We start from the raw sequence: 15155 nt of genomic DNA, 5'->3' as shown, positions 1-15155 counted from the left end.
GCCTCAAGCGATACATCGCCCGCGAGGTCTACGAGGTCCTCACCAACCCCACCCAACCACCACCGGCCACACCTTGACATCCATAGGAGCATCCCACGCGCCCGGCGCCCCGCGCCCCGCGCCCCGCGCCCCGCGCCCCGCGCCCCGCGCCCCGCGATCATGGAGTTGTGGCACTTATTTTGTCCGCTTAGCGGCATGTGCGAACAGCCACAACTCCATGATCGACGGCGCTGGGGGCGCTGGGGGGTGGGGGGTGGGGGGTGGGGGGTGGGGGGTGGGGGCGGGTTACGGGTGGAGGAGGGTGGCGACGGTGGTGGTTATGTGGCGGGGGCGGCGGTAGAGGTCTGCGTCGGTGAAGTAGCGGACGCGCCAGCCTGCGGAGGCGAGCCAGTTCATGCGGGACCGGTCCCAGCGGAGGCGGTCGCGGTCGAGGTGGGAACGGCCGTCATACTCGATGCCGATCTTCTGTCGGTGGTAGCCGAGATCAAGACGATAGAGCGGTGAGCCGTCGTGATCGGGAACCCAGAGCTGCGGCTCGGGGGTCGGCAAGCCCCCGTCGATCAACAGCAGGCGTAGCTGACTCTCCTGTCGGCACTCGGCGCGAGGATCGGCGTGATCCACCAACTGTCGGGCCTGGACCACTCCGCGCCGGCCGGCGTGCCGCGCGACCTCCGCGCGCAGCTGCTCGCGGCGGCACGCCCCCGCCCGAAGGCACAGATCCAGCAGGGGTAGGGCGTCCATTCGCGGGAGCACCCGGGCCAGGTCGACCGCACACCGGGCCGCAGGCGCGCAGGGCACCCCGGCGATCTCCACCAGCCCCGTGACCGGGAGTGCCGTCTCGTGCGCCACCACCCCCCGGATCTGCGGTACGACGCATCCCGCTGGCACGATCACGTGCACGTCGGAGCTGGTGACCGCCCCGAATCCGTGGAGCCGAGCCGCGGTGTGGAACCCGACGACGGCCCCCACCGGCAGCCGGCGGAAGACGGCCTGCAGGCGGGACTGCCAATTGTCAGAGTCCCCATACACGCCGCGCGACAGTCGGTGCACCCGTCCCGTCTCGGTGCGCCAACGGATCGCCCCACGGGTGGCCCCGGCCCACCGCATCTCCGCGTAGCGCTCGACTTCGCCGTTCACGTCCCGGAGCCTGCGCCGTCGACCGCGGCCGGGTAGCCCGACAGTTGTTGGCTGTGGACAACTAACGAGCCTGTGGACGGCGGCCGTTGCCGAGATGCGTCTGCTAGCGAGCGGCGCAGCGCGACCGCCTGCCAGCTCAGTCCTCGCAGGCGTAGCTGTCGTGGTCGTGGTCCAACCGGTAGACGTCAGTGCCGATCACCCGGATCGGGCCGCTCACGTATGCGGGCCCGTCGCCGCTGCCGCCGGCGCAGTCGACGTCGCTGGCGACCGGGACGCAGCCGCTGTAGTTCGGGTCGCAACCCGGCTCGTGCCGGGTCCCGACGACGACGACCTGGGTGACCGGCTGCTTCGTGATCGTCGAGCGGACCAGCGTGCGTCCGGTACGCACACCGTCGGTCAGCTTCACCTGATAGGTCAGCGACCGCACTCCGTCGACGCCCCGGGTGCGGACCTTGCGGGTGCCCTCTGCCAGGTTCGGGTCCCTGACGGTCCGCGTGGTGTACCGGATGGTCTGCCGCTGGGTCTCCGTACGGACCTCCACTCGCGGCGTCGGCACGGGCGCGGCCGTCGTCGGAGCAGGCGTTAGTGCCGCGAGCGTCGGGGAGGAGGTGCCGATCGTCGGGGACGCCACGGCGGCCGTCGGGGAGGCGAAGGCCTCACCAGTACTCGGCACGACGACGGGCGCTGCGGCTGACGGAACGCTCTGGTCGTCCGCCACGGTCCGCCGGTCCTTCTGCGGGTCGCTGACGAAGGCGCCGATGATGGCCGCACCGGAGCAGCAGAGCAGGAGGACGGAGAGCAGCATCCCGCCGATGATCACGCCTACCCGCCGACCCGGGCTCAGCCGGGCGAACCAGCCGGGCCGTCGGGCGGGCGGGTACGGCGCACCGGGGGTGGGCGGTGGAGTGGTGGTCACGCCATCGAGTCTCCGATGCGTTGATCAAGAAGGAAACCGCCATCCCTCTTCTCACCCACGCCACTTCTGGGTCGAAATATGCGGTCTTCCCGGTCCGCGTCGATGTGGACGGGGACCGCCGATCGGTTGATCGGAAAGGCCGACACCTCCGACGGTTGTCGCCCTTTCAGCGGGCCGAGTCAGGCGGGTTCGGGCAGCTCGGAGGCAGGTGTGGCGCCCGCGCGTACGTCGGGCGGCCGTTGTGGAGGTCGAGCGGGGTCAGCGGCCGTCGAGGAGGGGTTGGTGGGGGTTCCAGGGTGGGGTGCCGGTGGCGTCGTGGTGGCGGCGGGCTATCGCGGAGAGGGCCTCCAGGACGACGCGGTTGGCCAGGTAGGCGGTGATGTCGGCGTGGTCGTACGGTGGGGCGACCTCGACGACGTCCACGCCGACCACGGGCAGTTCGTAGCAGACCCGGCGGACCGCGTCGAGCAGCTGCCGGGAGGTGAGGCCGCCCGGCTCCGGGGTTCCCGTGCCGGGGGCCATGCCGGGGTCGACCACGTCCACGTCGACGGAGAGGAAGACCCCCTCGCACTCATCGACCGCGATGGTGAAGGCCTCCGACAGGCACGGATCGAGCCCTCGGGCGACCAGCTCGGTCATCTCGTACGAGCGCATCCGCTGCGCGGCCATCCAGCCCAGCACGTCGGGGCCGGGCCAGTAGCCGCGCAGGCCGATCTGGAGGAACCGGTCGCCGCGCACCGCACCGGACTCGATCAGCCGCCGCATCGGCTGGCCGTGGCCGTACAGCGAGCCGAACTCGACGTCCCCGGTGTCGGCGTGCGCGTCGAAGTGCACCAGCGACACCCGGCCCAGCCCGTGGTGGCGGGCCACCCCGGTGGCGTCGGGCAGCGCGATGGAGTGGTCGCCGCCGAGCACCACCGGGATCGCCCCCGCGGACGCCACCGCGAAGACGGCGGACTCCAGCGCCGCGAGTGACCGCTCGATGTCCCCGGCGAACATCTCCACGTCGCCGGCGTCGTACACCCGCAGGTCGCGCAGGCCGTCGACGCGCAGGGCCAGGGACGGGCGGGAGCCGTCGTGCGGCAGGTAGCAGGCCTGCCGGATGGCGGACGGCCCGAACCGGGTGCCCGGCCGGTGCGAGGTGCCGCCGTCGAAGGGCGCCCCGACGATCACCACGTCCGCGTCGGCGTACGTCACCGGCTCGGACAGGGTGCACGGCGGCACCCCGAGGAAGGTGACGTCCGGGCCGTACATCGGGCCGTACCTCATCGTTCCTCCATTCCCCATGGCGAGCCGTACGCGGTGAGCAGGTCGAGGAACGGGCGCGGCGGCAGCGCTTCGGGGCCGAGCACGCCGGTGCCGGTCCAGGCGCCGGTGGCCAGCAACTCCAGGGCCACCACCGGGTTGACCGCGGTCTGCCAGACCACCGCCTGGTGGCCGTACTCCCGCATCGACCACTCGTTGTCGACCACGTGGTAGAGGTAGACCCGCCGCGGGTTGCCATCGACGCCGGTGCCGGTGACGTACGTGCCGGCACAGGTCTTGCCGCGCATCCGGTCCCCCAGGGTGGCCGGATCGGGCAGGCTGGCGGCGACCACGTCCCGCGGCGAGACCGACACGCCGCCGACCTGCACCGGCGCGGTCGAGTCCAGGCCGGTCTTGTGCAGCGCCTTGAGCACCTCGATGAACTCGTCGCCGAGGCCGTACTTGAAGGTGACCCGCTTCGCCTTCACCCAGCGCGGGATCAGCAGCACCTCCTCGTGCTCCACGTTGACGCACTCGACCGCGCCGATGCCCTCGGGGAAGTCGAAGACCTCCGGCTCGCTGAACGGTTCGGTGGTGTACCAGCCCCGATCCCTCTCCCAGATCACCGGCGGGTTCAGGCACTCCTCGATGGTGGTCCAGATGGAGAACGACGGCGCGAAGTCGTAGCCCTCGACGGTGAGGTTCGCCCCGTCGCGGACCCCGATCTCGTCGATCTCGGCGAACAGCTCGTCGGCGGCGTACCGGGCGAACACGTCGGACAGGCCGGGCTCGATGCCGATGCCGCAGAGCGCGAGCCGGCCCGCGCCGGCCCAGTCGTCGGCCACCGCGAACTGGTCGTCGCCGAGCTTCACCCCGGTCTCCGCGTACGGCCGCGCGGGGTGCGGATGGGACAGCGACATCGCCATGTCCAGGTAGTCGACCCCGGCGGCGAACGCCCCGTCGAAGATCGGCATCACGAAGCGCGGGTCGACCGCGTTGAGCACGTGGGTGATCCGGTGCTCCCGGCAGAGCGCGGCCACGGTGTCCGACGACGCCGCGTCGACCTGGGCGGCGACGAAGCGCCCGTCCCGGCCGGCCACCGCCCGGCGGGCCCGGTCGAGGTCGTAGTCGGCGACCACCATGGTCTCGAAGAAGGTACGGCGGGCCGCGATGGCGACGGCGGCGGAGCCGACGCCACCGGCGCCGACGAGCAGGATACGCATCAGGAATCGAACCCCAGTCCAAGACGGTCGAGAGTACGGAGCCACAGGTCACGCCGGCCGTCGCGCGCGTCGGCGCGGGCCAGCGAGCGGCGGGTGAGGTTGATGCCGACGGCCCGGACGGGCTCCGGCGGGAACGGCAGCGGCTTGCGGCGGACGAGGTCGAGCCGGGTCAGCGCGGTCTCCTCGCCGCCGAGCAGATCGAGCAGCACCCGGGCGCCGAAGCGGGTGGCGCCGACGCCGAGGCCGGTGTAGCCGGCCGCGTACGCCAGCCGGCCGTCGTAGGCGGTGCCGAAGAACGGGCAGAACCGGGTGCAGGTGTCGATCACCCCGCCCCAGCGGTGGCTGAAGCGCACCCCGTCGAGCTGCGGGAACGTGGTGAAGAAGTGCGCGGCGAGCGCGGCGAAGGTGGCCGGCCGTTGCTCCAGCGACGGCGCCACCCGGTTGCCGTGGTGGTAGACCGCGTCGTACCCGCCGAAGAGGATCCGCCCGTCTGCGGTGATCCGGTAGTAGTGGAACTGGTTGCCGGTGTCCGCCAGGCCCTGCCGGTTGCGCCAGCCGATCGACGCCCGCTGCGCCGCGCTCAGCGGCTCGGTCATCAGCGCGTAGTCGTACACCGGCACGACCCAGGCGCGCAGCCGGCGCAGCAGCGGTGGGAAGGCGTTGGTGGCCAGCAGCACCTGCCGGGCCCGGACCACCCCCGCTGCGGTGTCCGCCCCGCCGGCCGTCCGCGCGGCCAGCGCGGCGCCGTCGCGGCCCAGCCCGGTGACCCGGGTGTGCTCGTGGATCCGCACGCCGAGGTCGAGGCAGGCCCGGCGCAGGCCCCAGGCCAGCCGGGCCGGGTCGAGCATGGCCACCCGGTCGCGGTGCCAGGCCCCACCGAGGTACGTCGGCGAGGCCACCTCGGCGCGTACCTGCTCGGCGTCGAGCAGCCGCACGTCGTGGCCGTACCGGCGGGCCAGCTCGGCGTCCTCGGCGATCCCGGCCAGCTGGTACGGCGCCACCGCCACCGCCAGCTCGCCGGTGCGCTCGAAGTCGCAGTCGATGTCGTACGCCTCGACGGTGGCAGCGATCGCCTCCAGGTTCTGCCGACCCAGCCACTCCAGCTCGTCGATCTCGCCGGGAAAGCGGTCTACCCCGTTGGCCAGCCCGTGGGTGAGCGAGGCGGCGCAGAACCCGCCGTTGCGCCCGGACGCCGCCCAGCCGCAGGTGCCCGCCTCGACCAGCAGCACGTCCCGCCCCGGGTCGTCCCGCTTGGCGAGCAGGGCGGCCCAGAGCCCGCCGTAGCCACCGCCGACGATCAGCAGGTCGGCGGCGTGCGTACCGGTCAGTGGCGGCAGCGGGTCGGGGCGTTCGGGGCGGTCCAGCCAGTAGGGCACGGGCGCCGCGTCGGCGAGCGCCCGGCCGGTGTGCGGTCCGGTCATGACCGGCTCGTCGGCACGGCCGGGGCAGGCGGCGCGAGGGCGGCGCGCCGGGCCCGCCGGCCGCGCAGCGAACTGAGCCCGACCAGCAGCAGCGCGATCGCGAACATCGCCGTGCCGATCACGTTGACCTGCGGCGGGATGCCACGCTGGGCGGCGCCCCAGACGTACATCGGGAAGGTGACGGTGGTGCCGGCGTTGAAGTTCGTGATGATGAAGTCGTCGAAGCTGAGCGAGAAGGCCAGCAGCGCGGCGGCCACGATGCCGGGCAGCACCAGCGGCAGGGTGATCCGGCGGAAGGTCTGCCACTCGGTGGCGTAGAGGTCCATCGCGGCCTCCTCCAGCCGCCGGTCCATCCCGGCCAGCCGGGCCTTGACCGTGACCACCACGAACGACACGCAGAACATCACGTGCGCGATGACCACCGTCCAGAAGCCCTGCGGCACGCCGGCCGCGACGAACAGGGCCAGCAGCGAGGTGCCCATCACCAGCTCCGGGCTGGCCATCGGCAGGAAGATCAGCACGTTCAGCCCGGTCCGGCCGCGGAACCGGTGCCGGGCCAACGCGAACGCCATCAGGGTGCCGAGCACGGTGGCCAGCACGGTGGCGATGAAGCCGATCTGCACGCTGCGGACCACGGCGTCGCACATGTCGGAGGTGGCGCACGGCTGCTTCCAGTTGTCCAGGGTGAACTCGTGGAAGTCGTAGGACAGCCGGCTGGACGGCCGGTTGAACGACAGCCCGGCCACCACCAGGATCGGCAGCGACAGGTAGAGCAGGACCAGCAGGGCGACGCCCATCACCCACCGGTCGGCCAACCAACGGCCCAACCTCACCGTGCCCGCCTTTCGTTCGCGACTGCGGGGCTCCGCTTCGCTGCACTCCTCGCGCTCACAGGACCTCCTCCGTGCCGGCCTTGCGCAGGTAGCCGAAGACCACCGCGAGGATCGCCGCCATCAGCAGGAAGGACAGCGCGGCGCCCTGCGGGTAGTCCAGCCGGACCAGGAACGCCGAGTCGATCACGTTGCCGATCATGTACTCGTTGGGCGTGCCGAGCAGCTCCGCGTTGATGTAGTCGCCGGTGGCCGGGATGAAGAACAGCAGCGTGCCGGCGATCAGCCCGGGCATCGACAGCGGCAGGGTGACCCGGCGGAACGCCTGGATCCCGCTGGCGTACAGGTCGCTGGCCGCCTCCAGCAGCCGGGGATCGAGCCGCTCCAGGCTCGCGTACAGCGGCAGCACCAGGAACGGCAGGAAGTTGTACGTCAGGCCGAGCACCACCGCGAACGGGGTGGCCAGCAGCCGCCCGTCCGGGCCCAGCAGGTGCACGTCACGCAGCAGCCCGACCAGCGCGCCGTTGTCCGACAAGATGGTCTTCCAGGCCAGCGTGCGGACCAGGAAGCTGGTGAACATCGGCGCGACCACGCAGACCAGCAGCAGGTTCTTCCACCGGCCGGCCTTCTGCGCGATCGCGTACGCCAGCGGATAGCCCAGCAGCAGGGCCAGCACCAGGGCGAGCGCCGAGTAGCCGAACGACCGGGCGAACTGCGGCCAGTACGCCTGCAACGCCTCCGGATAGTTCCCGAACGCCCAGGTCAGCGCGTACCCGGTGGAGAGCGAGCCGGACGGGTCGTAGAGGCTGGCCGCCGCCAACTGCAGCAGCGGCAGCGCGAAGAACAGGAACAGCCAGGCCGCCCCGGGCAACAGCAGCAGGTACGGCAGCAGCCGGTGCCGCCCGCGCCGAGGCGGTGGCGGCGGGTCGGCCCGCCCCGGTACGGGCACATGGGCGAGGGCACTCACGAGACCGCCACCGGCTCGTCGACCAGGCCGCTGGTGCGGTCGTCCTGGCCCGGCTCGCGCGGCAGCAGGAAGGCGTGCCGCGGGTCCCAGTGCGCCACCACCTGCGCGCCGACCGGCAGGCGCCCGGCCGAGCCGCTGTTCGCGGCGAACACCGACAGCTCGCTGCCCCACTCCGCCCGGATCAGGTACTGGGTGCTCACCCCCACGTAGGAGGCGTCACTGACCACCCCGGTGACGTGCTGGTGACCACTGGGAACCTGGGCGACGGAGTCGACCAGGTGCAGCTTCTCCGGGCGTACCCCCAGGAAGACCGGACCGCGGTCGGACCGGGCCCGGTCGGCGGGCACCGAGAAGCGCGCACCGTGGGCGGAGACCGGCACCTCGGTGCCGGCGGCGCCCGCGGCCTCGGCGGCCAGCAGGTTGGACTGGCCGAGGAAGCTCGCCACGAACGCGGTGGCCGGGAACTCGTACAGCTCGGCCGGGGCGCCGAGCTGCTCGATCCGGCCGGCGTTCATCACCGCGACGGTGTCGGCCATGGTCATGGCCTCCTCCTGGTCGTGGGTGACGTGCACGAAGGTGATGCCGACCTCGGTCTGGATCCGCTTCAGCTCGATCTGCATCTGCCGGCGCAGCTTCAGGTCGAGCGCGCCGAGCGGCTCGTCGAGCAACAGCACCTGCGGCTGGTTGATCAGCGCCCGGGCCAGCGCGACCCGCTGCTGCTGGCCGCCGGAGAGCTGGGCGGGGCGGCGCCCGCCGTAGCCGTCCAGCTGCACCAGGGACAGCATCCGGTCGACCTGGTCGCCGACCTTGCGGATGCCGCGCCGGCGCAGCCCGAAGGCCACGTTCTCGGTGATGTCCAGGTGCGGGAAGAGCGCGTAGCTCTGGAAGACGGTGTTCACCGGCCGCTTGTACGGCCGCAGTCGGGCGATGTCCCGGTCGCCGAGCAGCACCTGCCCGCTGGTCGGCTCCTCCAGCCCGGCGATCATCCGCAGCGTGGTGGTCTTGCCGCAGCCGGACGCCCCGAGCAGGGCGAAGAACGAGCCCTGCGGGACGGTCAGGCTGAGGTCGTCGACCGCGGTGAAGATGCCGAACCGCTTGGTCAGGTTGGCCAGCCGCAGGTCGCCGGCCGGGGAGTCGGTCGCCATCCCGGTCACGCCCCGATGACCTTCTGGAACTTCGCCTCGTACTCCTTCTCCTGCTTCTCGTCCAGGCTCATGAAGACCTTGGACCTGGCCAGGAGCGCGTCGTCCGGGAAGATCAGTGGGTTCGCGGCCAGCTCCGGGTCGATCTTCTCCATCTCGGCCTGCGCGCCCTTGACCGGGCAGATGTAGTTGACGTACGCGGCGACCTTGGCGGCGACCGCCGGCTGGTAGTAGTAGTTGATCAGCTCCTCGGCGTTGCCCTTGTGGGTGGCCTTGTTCGGCACCAACATGTTGTCGCTGAAGAGCATCACGCCCGAGTCCGGCGCCACGAACTTGATCTTCTCGTCCTCCGCGGTGAGCTGGAGGACGTCACCGGACCAGGCGATGCAGGCCGCGATGTCGCCCTTGTTCAGCTCGGTGGAGTACTCGTTGCCGGTGAACTTGCGGATCTGCCCGGCGTCCACGGCCTTCTTCAGCTTGGCCAGCGCGTCGTCGAACTGCGCGGCGGTGAAGTTCGCCGGGTCATGGCCGTTCGACTGGAGCAGCAGGCCCATGGTGTCGCGCATCTCCGACAGCGCGGTCACCCTGCCCTTGAGGTCCGGCCGGGTGAGCAGCTCGTCGACGGTCCGGATCTCCTTGGTGACCTTGCCGTTGAAGGCCAGGCCGGCCAGGCCGGACTGCCACGGGATGGAGAGCTGGTTCTGCGGGTCGAAGGAGCGGTTGAGCAGCGACGGCAGCAGGTTCGCCGCCACGTTGGGGATCTTCGCCGGGTCGAGCTTCTGGATCCAGCCGAGCCGGATCATCCGGGCGGCCATCCAGTCGGTCAGCACGATGACGTCCCGGCCGGTGCTCTGACAGGCGGCCAGCTGGTTCTGCACCTTGCCGAAGAACTCGTTGTTGTCGTTGATGTCCTCGGTGTAGGCGACCTGGATGCCGGTCTGCTTGACGAACGCGTCGAGGGTGGGCCGCTTCGAGGCGTTCTTGTCGTCCACGTCGATGTACTGCGGCCAGTTGGAGAACGCCAGCTTCTTCTCCGTGCCGGAGAGGTCGTCGCTCTTGCAGCCGGCCTCGGTCTGGGTCGCGGCCTTCGTGCCGCAGCCGGCGAGGGTGCCGCCCGCGGCGAGCAACACCGCCGAGGAGAGGGTGCCGGTGAGCAGTCCACGCCGAGTCACCGGGTTGAGGGGTGTGCGCATTGACGACTCCTAGGGGGTCGTCCGTCGGCGACGGGGACGGGGGTGACGCGCCGGCGGGAGGGGTCAGGGGCCAGAGACGACTGATCCTGACATGAGGTGACCTCCCTTACAAGGGATTCCGTTGCGGCAGTACTCCCACACAACGGATTACGCCAGACAGGCGCCGTGGCACTAGGCTCGGCGCGGAAACCGGCATGGGGAGCGGTCGATGACGCGGCAACTGGACAACGGCAACGGCGCACGGCGGATCACCGTGCGTGACGGTGCCAGCCACGCACTGCTGGACGACGTGGCGAAGCAGATCATCGAGCAGCTCCAAGAGGACGGCCGTCGCCCGTACGCGACGATCGGCAAGGCGGTCGGCCTGTCCGAGGCGGCGGTGCGGCAGCGGGTGCAGCGACTCCTGGACGCCGGGGTCATGCAGATCGTCGCGGTCACCGATCCGCTCCAGCTCGGCTTCCCCCGGCAGGCGATGATCGGCCTGCGTACCGACGGCGATCTGGAGGCCGTGGCCGACCGGCTGGCCGGCTTCGACGAGATCGACTACGTGGTGATCACCGCCGGCTCGTTCGACCTGCTCGCCGAGGTGGTCTGCCGCAACGACGCCCACCTGCTGGAGATCCTGCAGAAGCTGCGGGCCGTCGAGGGGGTGCTCGCCACCGAGGCGTTCGTCTACCTCAAGCTGCGCAAGCAGACCTACAGCTGGGGTACGGCCTGACCAGCGCGCCTTCGCGGTCAGCGCGCCTCGCGGTCAGCGGGCGGGCGTGGCGGCCAGGAACGCGCGCCAGGCGGCCGGGGTGAAAGCGAGGGTGCCGGCGTCGCGGGCCTTGCTGTCGCGGACCAGCACCCGGCCGGGCAGGTTGTCGGCCACCTCGACGCAGTCGCCACCGTTGTTGCTGCTGCGGGTGGCCGTGCGCCAGCGGGCGTCGCTCAGTTCCATGTCGTCGCCACTTCCCTGATCAGCTCGATCGACCGGCGGCGGGGCAGCGCCTCACCGGTGACGCTCTCCCACCTACGGCCCAGGTTAGCAAGGTCGACAGGGTCGCTCGCGATCTCGCCGCGGAGCTGGTTGTCCAGATAGGCCACCTCGGTGCCGTCGGGGAGCCGGGCCAGCATGAACGGCCCGGCAAGCCCGGTGTGCCACGGGCCGTCGGCGGGGATCACCCGCACCTGGACGTGCTCCTGCTCGGCGACCGCCGCCAGGTGGGCGAGCTGCCCGGCCATCACCGCGCGGTCGCCGACCCGGCGGCGCAGCACCACCTCGTCGACCACGGCGACGAACTGCGGCGGGGCAACGCCGGCCAGGATCGCCTGCCGCTGGAGCCGGCCGGCCACGATCCGCTCCGCCTCGGCCGGCGGCACCAGCCCGCCGGTGGCCAGCACCGCCCGGGCGTACGCCTCGGTCTGGAGCAGCCCCGGCACCAGCAGCGGCTGGTACGACCGGATCGACACGGCGTCCTGCTCCAGCTCCGCCCAGGGCCGGAACCAGGGCAGGTCGCGGCGGCGGAACGGTTCCGGCCACAGCTCGGCCGCCTCGCGGCCCAGCACCGAGGCGACCGCGACCCGGGTACGCGGATGCGGGATGCGGCCCGACGCCACCCAGCGCGCCGCCGTCTTCGGGTCGACCCGCACCTTGCCGGCGAGCGACTCGACCGTCTCCCCCTTCTCCGCCATCGCCACCCGCAGCACCTCGTTCGCCATCCGAGCCTCCCGTTCGCTCACGCCTGGCGGCACCTTTGCTCACGCCTGGCGGCACCGTAGCGACGCTCCGTGTCGATGTCCGCCTCCGGCCGGCGTGTCGGGCGGGATCTCTGCCGGCCGTTCCGCCCCGCGCCCGAGTGTCCGGGAAAGGCCCTGGACCCGTCCTCTCCCGGGACCTGGCCGACCCGGGTAGGGGTAGCGGGACGCTACGAACTTGATGGCGTGAACGCGTCAGCGTCGTGATGCGTTCACGCCATCAAGTTCGTAGTCACTCGCGATCGCAGCCGCGGCGTAAGGCCGCGCGGGCCAACCCGCCGGGCGTCCCGGCGCGCCCGCTCCACGCGCACGCGCCGCGCGGGCCAACGCGTGCGCGCAGGCGAGCTGCGCGGGCCACGGTGGGGCCGAGCCGGGGCCGGAGTGCCGGCAGGCAGCGAGCTGCGATGCGGATTCCGTTGTCAGCCATGGCTTCACTCGCTGAAACCGTCGCAAAGCAGCTTACTCACTTGCGTTATCAGCATCGGCTGTGCGATAACCGTGGGCAGAGCGGCCGGCGCCACCCCCCTTACCGGCCCGAGACCCGATGGGGCTGACATGGCCAACGCCACCGACCACCTCTGGATGCACTTCACCCGGATGGCCAGCTACTCCGCCGGCGAGGTGCCGACCATCGTGCGCGGCGAGGGCGCGTACATCTGGGACGCCCAGGGCCGCCGCTACCTGGACGGGCTCGCCGGGCTCTTCGTCGTCAACGCCGGCCACGGCCGCACCGAACTGGCCGAGGCGGGCGCCAAGCAGGCGGCCGAACTCGCCTACTTCCCGCTGTGGTCGTACGCCCACCCGAAGGCCGTCGAGCTGGCCGAGAAGGTGGCCTCACTGACCCCCGGCGACCTGAACCGGGTCTTCTTCACCACCGGCGGCTCCGAGGCCGTCGAGGCGGCGTGGAAGCTGGCCCGGGCCTACTTCAAGCGCACCGGCCAGCCCAACAAGCACAAGGTGGTCAGCCGCTACATCGCCTACCACGGCACCTCGATGGGCGCCCTGTCGATCACCGGCCTGCCCGGCATCAAGAGCGACTTCGAGCCGCTGGTGCCCGGCGGCATCAAGGCGCCGAACACCAACTTCTACCGGGCCCCCGAGCACGGCGACTCGGCCGAGGCGTTCGGCCGCTGGGCCGCCGACGAGATCGGCCGGGCCATCGAGCGGGAGGGTCCGGACACCGTCGCCGCCGTCTTCCTGGAGCCGGTGCAGAACTCGGGCGGCTGCTTCCCGCCCCCGCCCGGCTACTTCGAGCGGGTCCGGGAGATCTGCGACGCGTACGACGTGCTGCTGGTCAGCGACGAGGTGATCTGCTCGTGGGGCCGGCTGGGTGAGTACTTCGGCGCCGTCCGGTACGGCTACCAGCCCGACATCATCACCACCGCCAAGGGCATCACCTCCGGGTACGCCCCGCTCGGCGCGATGATCGCCAGCGAGCGGCTGATGGAACCGTTCCTCACCGAGACCGGCATGTTCGCCCACGGGGTGACCTTCGGCGGGCACCCGGTCTCCTGCGCGGTGGCCCTGGCCAACCTGGAGGTCTTCGCCCGCGAGGACCTGGTCGGGCACGTCCGCGCCAACGAGGACGCCTTCCGCGCCACCCTGGAGAAGCTGAACGACCTGCCGATCGTCGGCGACGTCCGGGGCGACGGGTACTTCTACGGCATCGAGCTGGTCAAGGACAAGACCACCAAGGAGACCTTCGACGAGGCCGAGTCGGAGCGGCTGCTGCGCGGCTTCCTCTCCTCAGCCCTCTTCCAGGCCGGGCTCTACTGCCGGGCCGACGACCGGGGCGACCCGGTGATCCAGCTCGCCCCGCCGCTGATCGCCGAGCAGCAGCAGTTCGACGAGATCGAGCAGATCCTGCGCTCGGTGCTGACCGAGGCGTGGAAGCGGCTGTAGACGGTGCGCTACCAGGACGTGTCCTACTGGCTGTCCAGCCTGGACGAGCCGCTGACCCCGCGGCCCGGCCTGCCCGGCGACACGGACGCCGACGTGGTGATCGTGGGCGCCGGGTACACCGGGCTGTGGACGGCGTACCACCTGGCCGTCGCGGACCCGTCCATGCGGATCACCGTGCTGGAGGCGGAGGTCGCCGGCTTCGGCGCGTCCGGGCGCAACGGCGGCTGGTGCTCGGCGCTCTTCCCCACCTCGCTGCCCGCGCTGACCCGCCGGCACGGCCGGGACCGGGCGCTGGCCATGCAGCGGGCCATGCGGGACACCGTGGGCGAGGTGGGCCGGGTGGCGGCGGCCGAGGGCATCGACTGCGACTGGCACCGGGGCGGGACGGTGGTGCTGGCCCGGTCGGCGGTCCAGCTCGCCCGGGCTCGGGCCGAGGTGGCCACCGCGCGCGAGCACGGTGCCGACCCGGCCGACCTGGTGCTCCTGGACGCCGCCGAGGCGACCGCCCGGTGCGCCGCCGAGGGGGTGCTCGGGGCGACGTACACCCCGCACTGCGCGGCGGTGCACCCGGCCAAGCTGGTCCGGGGGCTGGCCGCGGCGGTCGAGCGCCGGGGCGTACGCCTGCACGAGCGCACCCCGGTCACGGCCATCCGGCCCGGCGCGGCGGTGACCCCGGCGGGCGTGGTCCGCGCCCCCGTGGTGGTGCGGGCCACCGAGGGCTTCACGCCGGCGCTGCCCGGCCACCGGCGGGCCGTGGCGCCCGTCTACTCGCTGATGGTGGCGACCGAGCCGCTGCCGGAGGCGGTGTGGGAGCGGATCGGGCTGGCCGACCGGGAGACGTTCTCCGACCACCGGCACGTGATCATCTACGGTCAACGCACCGCCGACGGCCGGCTCGCCTTCGGCGGCCGGGGCGCCCCGTACCACTTCGGCTCCCGGGTCTCCCCCAGGTACGACCGGGAGCCGCGGGTCTTCGCCGCGCTGCGGCGGGTGCTCGGTGAGCTGTTCCCGGTGCTCGGCCCGGACGTGCCGGTCACGCACACCTGGGGCGGGCCGCTCGGCGTGGCCCGGGACTGGGCCGCCTCGGTGGGGCTGGACCGGTCGACCGGTCTCGCCTGGGCGGGTGGCTACGTGGGCGACGGGGTGGGCACCAGCAACCTGGCCGGCCGCACCCTGGCCGACCTGATCCGCGGCGTGGAGAGCGACCTGACCACGCTGCCCTGGGTGAACCACCGCTCCCCGCGCTGGGAGCCGGAACCCCTGCGCTGGCTCGCGGTCAACGCCGGCCTGAAGGTGATGTTCGGCGCCGACGCGGCGGAGGCCCGCACCGGCCGCCCCTCCCGCCGAGCCGCCGCCTTCTCCCACCTCCTGGGCCACTGATCGACCGCCCCTCACCTGATGGTCGAAAAGTTCGGCTCATCAGCAGCCCGCAACGGTGCGTA

14 protein-coding genes are annotated in these 15155 nt (G+C 72.0%); 3 read left to right on the top strand and 11 right to left on the bottom strand.

The window, feature by feature from the left end; all coding sequences use genetic code 11:
- Positions 1-285 precede the first annotated feature (285 nt).
- From ACFY3U_RS25975 to ACFY3U_RS25935, 9 genes are all read right to left on the bottom strand, one after another.
- Positions 286-1137, bottom strand: coding sequence for a DUF559 domain-containing protein (locus tag ACFY3U_RS25975; protein ID WP_387206304.1), 852 nt, complete (start codon positions 1135-1137; stop codon positions 286-288).
- A 136-nt stretch (positions 1138-1273) separates the two neighbouring features.
- On the bottom strand, positions 1274-2053 hold the full coding sequence (locus tag ACFY3U_RS25970; protein WP_387206302.1) for a G5 domain-containing protein: 780 nt from the start codon (positions 2051-2053) through the stop codon (positions 1274-1276).
- A gap of 258 nt (positions 2054-2311) precedes the next feature.
- A complete protein-coding gene (gene speB, locus ACFY3U_RS25965) occupies positions 2312-3322 on the bottom strand; it encodes an agmatinase (protein ID WP_387206300.1) in 1011 nt (336 codons plus the stop codon).
- Positions 3319-4521, bottom strand: coding sequence for a saccharopine dehydrogenase family protein (locus tag ACFY3U_RS25960; protein ID WP_387206298.1), 1203 nt, complete (start codon positions 4519-4521; stop codon positions 3319-3321). The genes speB and ACFY3U_RS25960 overlap by 4 nt, the downstream gene beginning before the upstream one ends.
- Positions 4521-5942: an NAD(P)/FAD-dependent oxidoreductase gene (locus tag ACFY3U_RS25955; RefSeq protein ID WP_387206296.1), complete on the bottom strand. Its 1422-nt coding sequence runs from the start codon at positions 5940-5942 to the stop codon at positions 4521-4523. Before ACFY3U_RS25955 ends, ACFY3U_RS25960 begins: the two co-directional genes overlap by 1 nt.
- Positions 5939-6775, bottom strand: a complete 837-nt coding sequence (locus tag ACFY3U_RS25950; protein WP_387206294.1) for an ABC transporter permease — start codon at positions 6773-6775, stop codon at positions 5939-5941. The genes ACFY3U_RS25955 and ACFY3U_RS25950 overlap by 4 nt, the downstream gene beginning before the upstream one ends.
- A gap of 55 nt (positions 6776-6830) precedes the next feature.
- Positions 6831-7739 (bottom strand): ABC transporter permease, encoded by a 909-nt coding sequence (locus ACFY3U_RS25945; RefSeq protein WP_387206292.1) that lies wholly within the window; start codon positions 7737-7739, stop codon positions 6831-6833.
- Positions 7736-8884 carry an ABC transporter ATP-binding protein gene (locus tag ACFY3U_RS25940; protein WP_387206312.1) on the bottom strand — a complete coding sequence of 383 codons (1149 nt, stop codon included), beginning with the start codon at positions 8882-8884 and terminating at the stop codon, positions 7736-7738. Before ACFY3U_RS25940 ends, ACFY3U_RS25945 begins: the two co-directional genes overlap by 4 nt.
- 5 nt (positions 8885-8889) lie before the next feature.
- Positions 8890-10074, bottom strand: a complete 1185-nt coding sequence (locus tag ACFY3U_RS25935; protein WP_387206290.1) for a PotD/PotF family extracellular solute-binding protein — start codon at positions 10072-10074, stop codon at positions 8890-8892.
- Between the two features lie 208 nt (positions 10075-10282).
- Between ACFY3U_RS25935 and ACFY3U_RS25930 the strand changes: the two genes are divergently transcribed.
- On the top strand, positions 10283-10792 hold the full coding sequence (locus tag ACFY3U_RS25930; protein ID WP_387206288.1) for an Lrp/AsnC family transcriptional regulator: 510 nt from the start codon (positions 10283-10285) through the stop codon (positions 10790-10792).
- A 33-nt stretch (positions 10793-10825) separates the two neighbouring features.
- Here the strand turns inward: ACFY3U_RS25930 and ACFY3U_RS25925 are convergent, their stop codons facing one another.
- Both ACFY3U_RS25925 and ACFY3U_RS25920 read right to left on the bottom strand, forming a co-directional pair.
- Positions 10826-11014 (bottom strand): DUF397 domain-containing protein, encoded by a 189-nt coding sequence (locus tag ACFY3U_RS25925; RefSeq protein ID WP_387206286.1) that lies wholly within the window; start codon positions 11012-11014, stop codon positions 10826-10828.
- Positions 11005-11775, bottom strand: coding sequence for a helix-turn-helix domain-containing protein (locus ACFY3U_RS25920; RefSeq protein ID WP_387206310.1), 771 nt, complete (start codon positions 11773-11775; stop codon positions 11005-11007). The genes ACFY3U_RS25925 and ACFY3U_RS25920 overlap by 10 nt, the downstream gene beginning before the upstream one ends.
- A gap of 591 nt (positions 11776-12366) precedes the next feature.
- Here ACFY3U_RS25920 and ACFY3U_RS25915 point away from each other — a divergent pair.
- The gene (locus ACFY3U_RS25915) at positions 12367-13713 is read left to right on the top strand and encodes an aspartate aminotransferase family protein (RefSeq protein ID WP_387206284.1); all 1347 of its coding nucleotides are present in this window, start codon (positions 12367-12369) and stop codon (positions 13711-13713) included.
- A 3-nt stretch (positions 13714-13716) separates the two neighbouring features.
- A complete protein-coding gene (locus ACFY3U_RS25910) occupies positions 13717-15093 on the top strand; it encodes an NAD(P)/FAD-dependent oxidoreductase (RefSeq protein ID WP_387206282.1) in 1377 nt (458 codons plus the stop codon).
- The last annotated feature ends 62 nt before the right edge of the window (positions 15094-15155 follow it).

Source organism: Micromonospora sp. NPDC000089 (assembly GCF_042899365.1).
GTDB lineage: Bacteria > Actinomycetota > Actinomycetes > Mycobacteriales > Micromonosporaceae > Micromonospora.
This window is presented reverse-complemented; position numbering and strand designations above follow the sequence as displayed.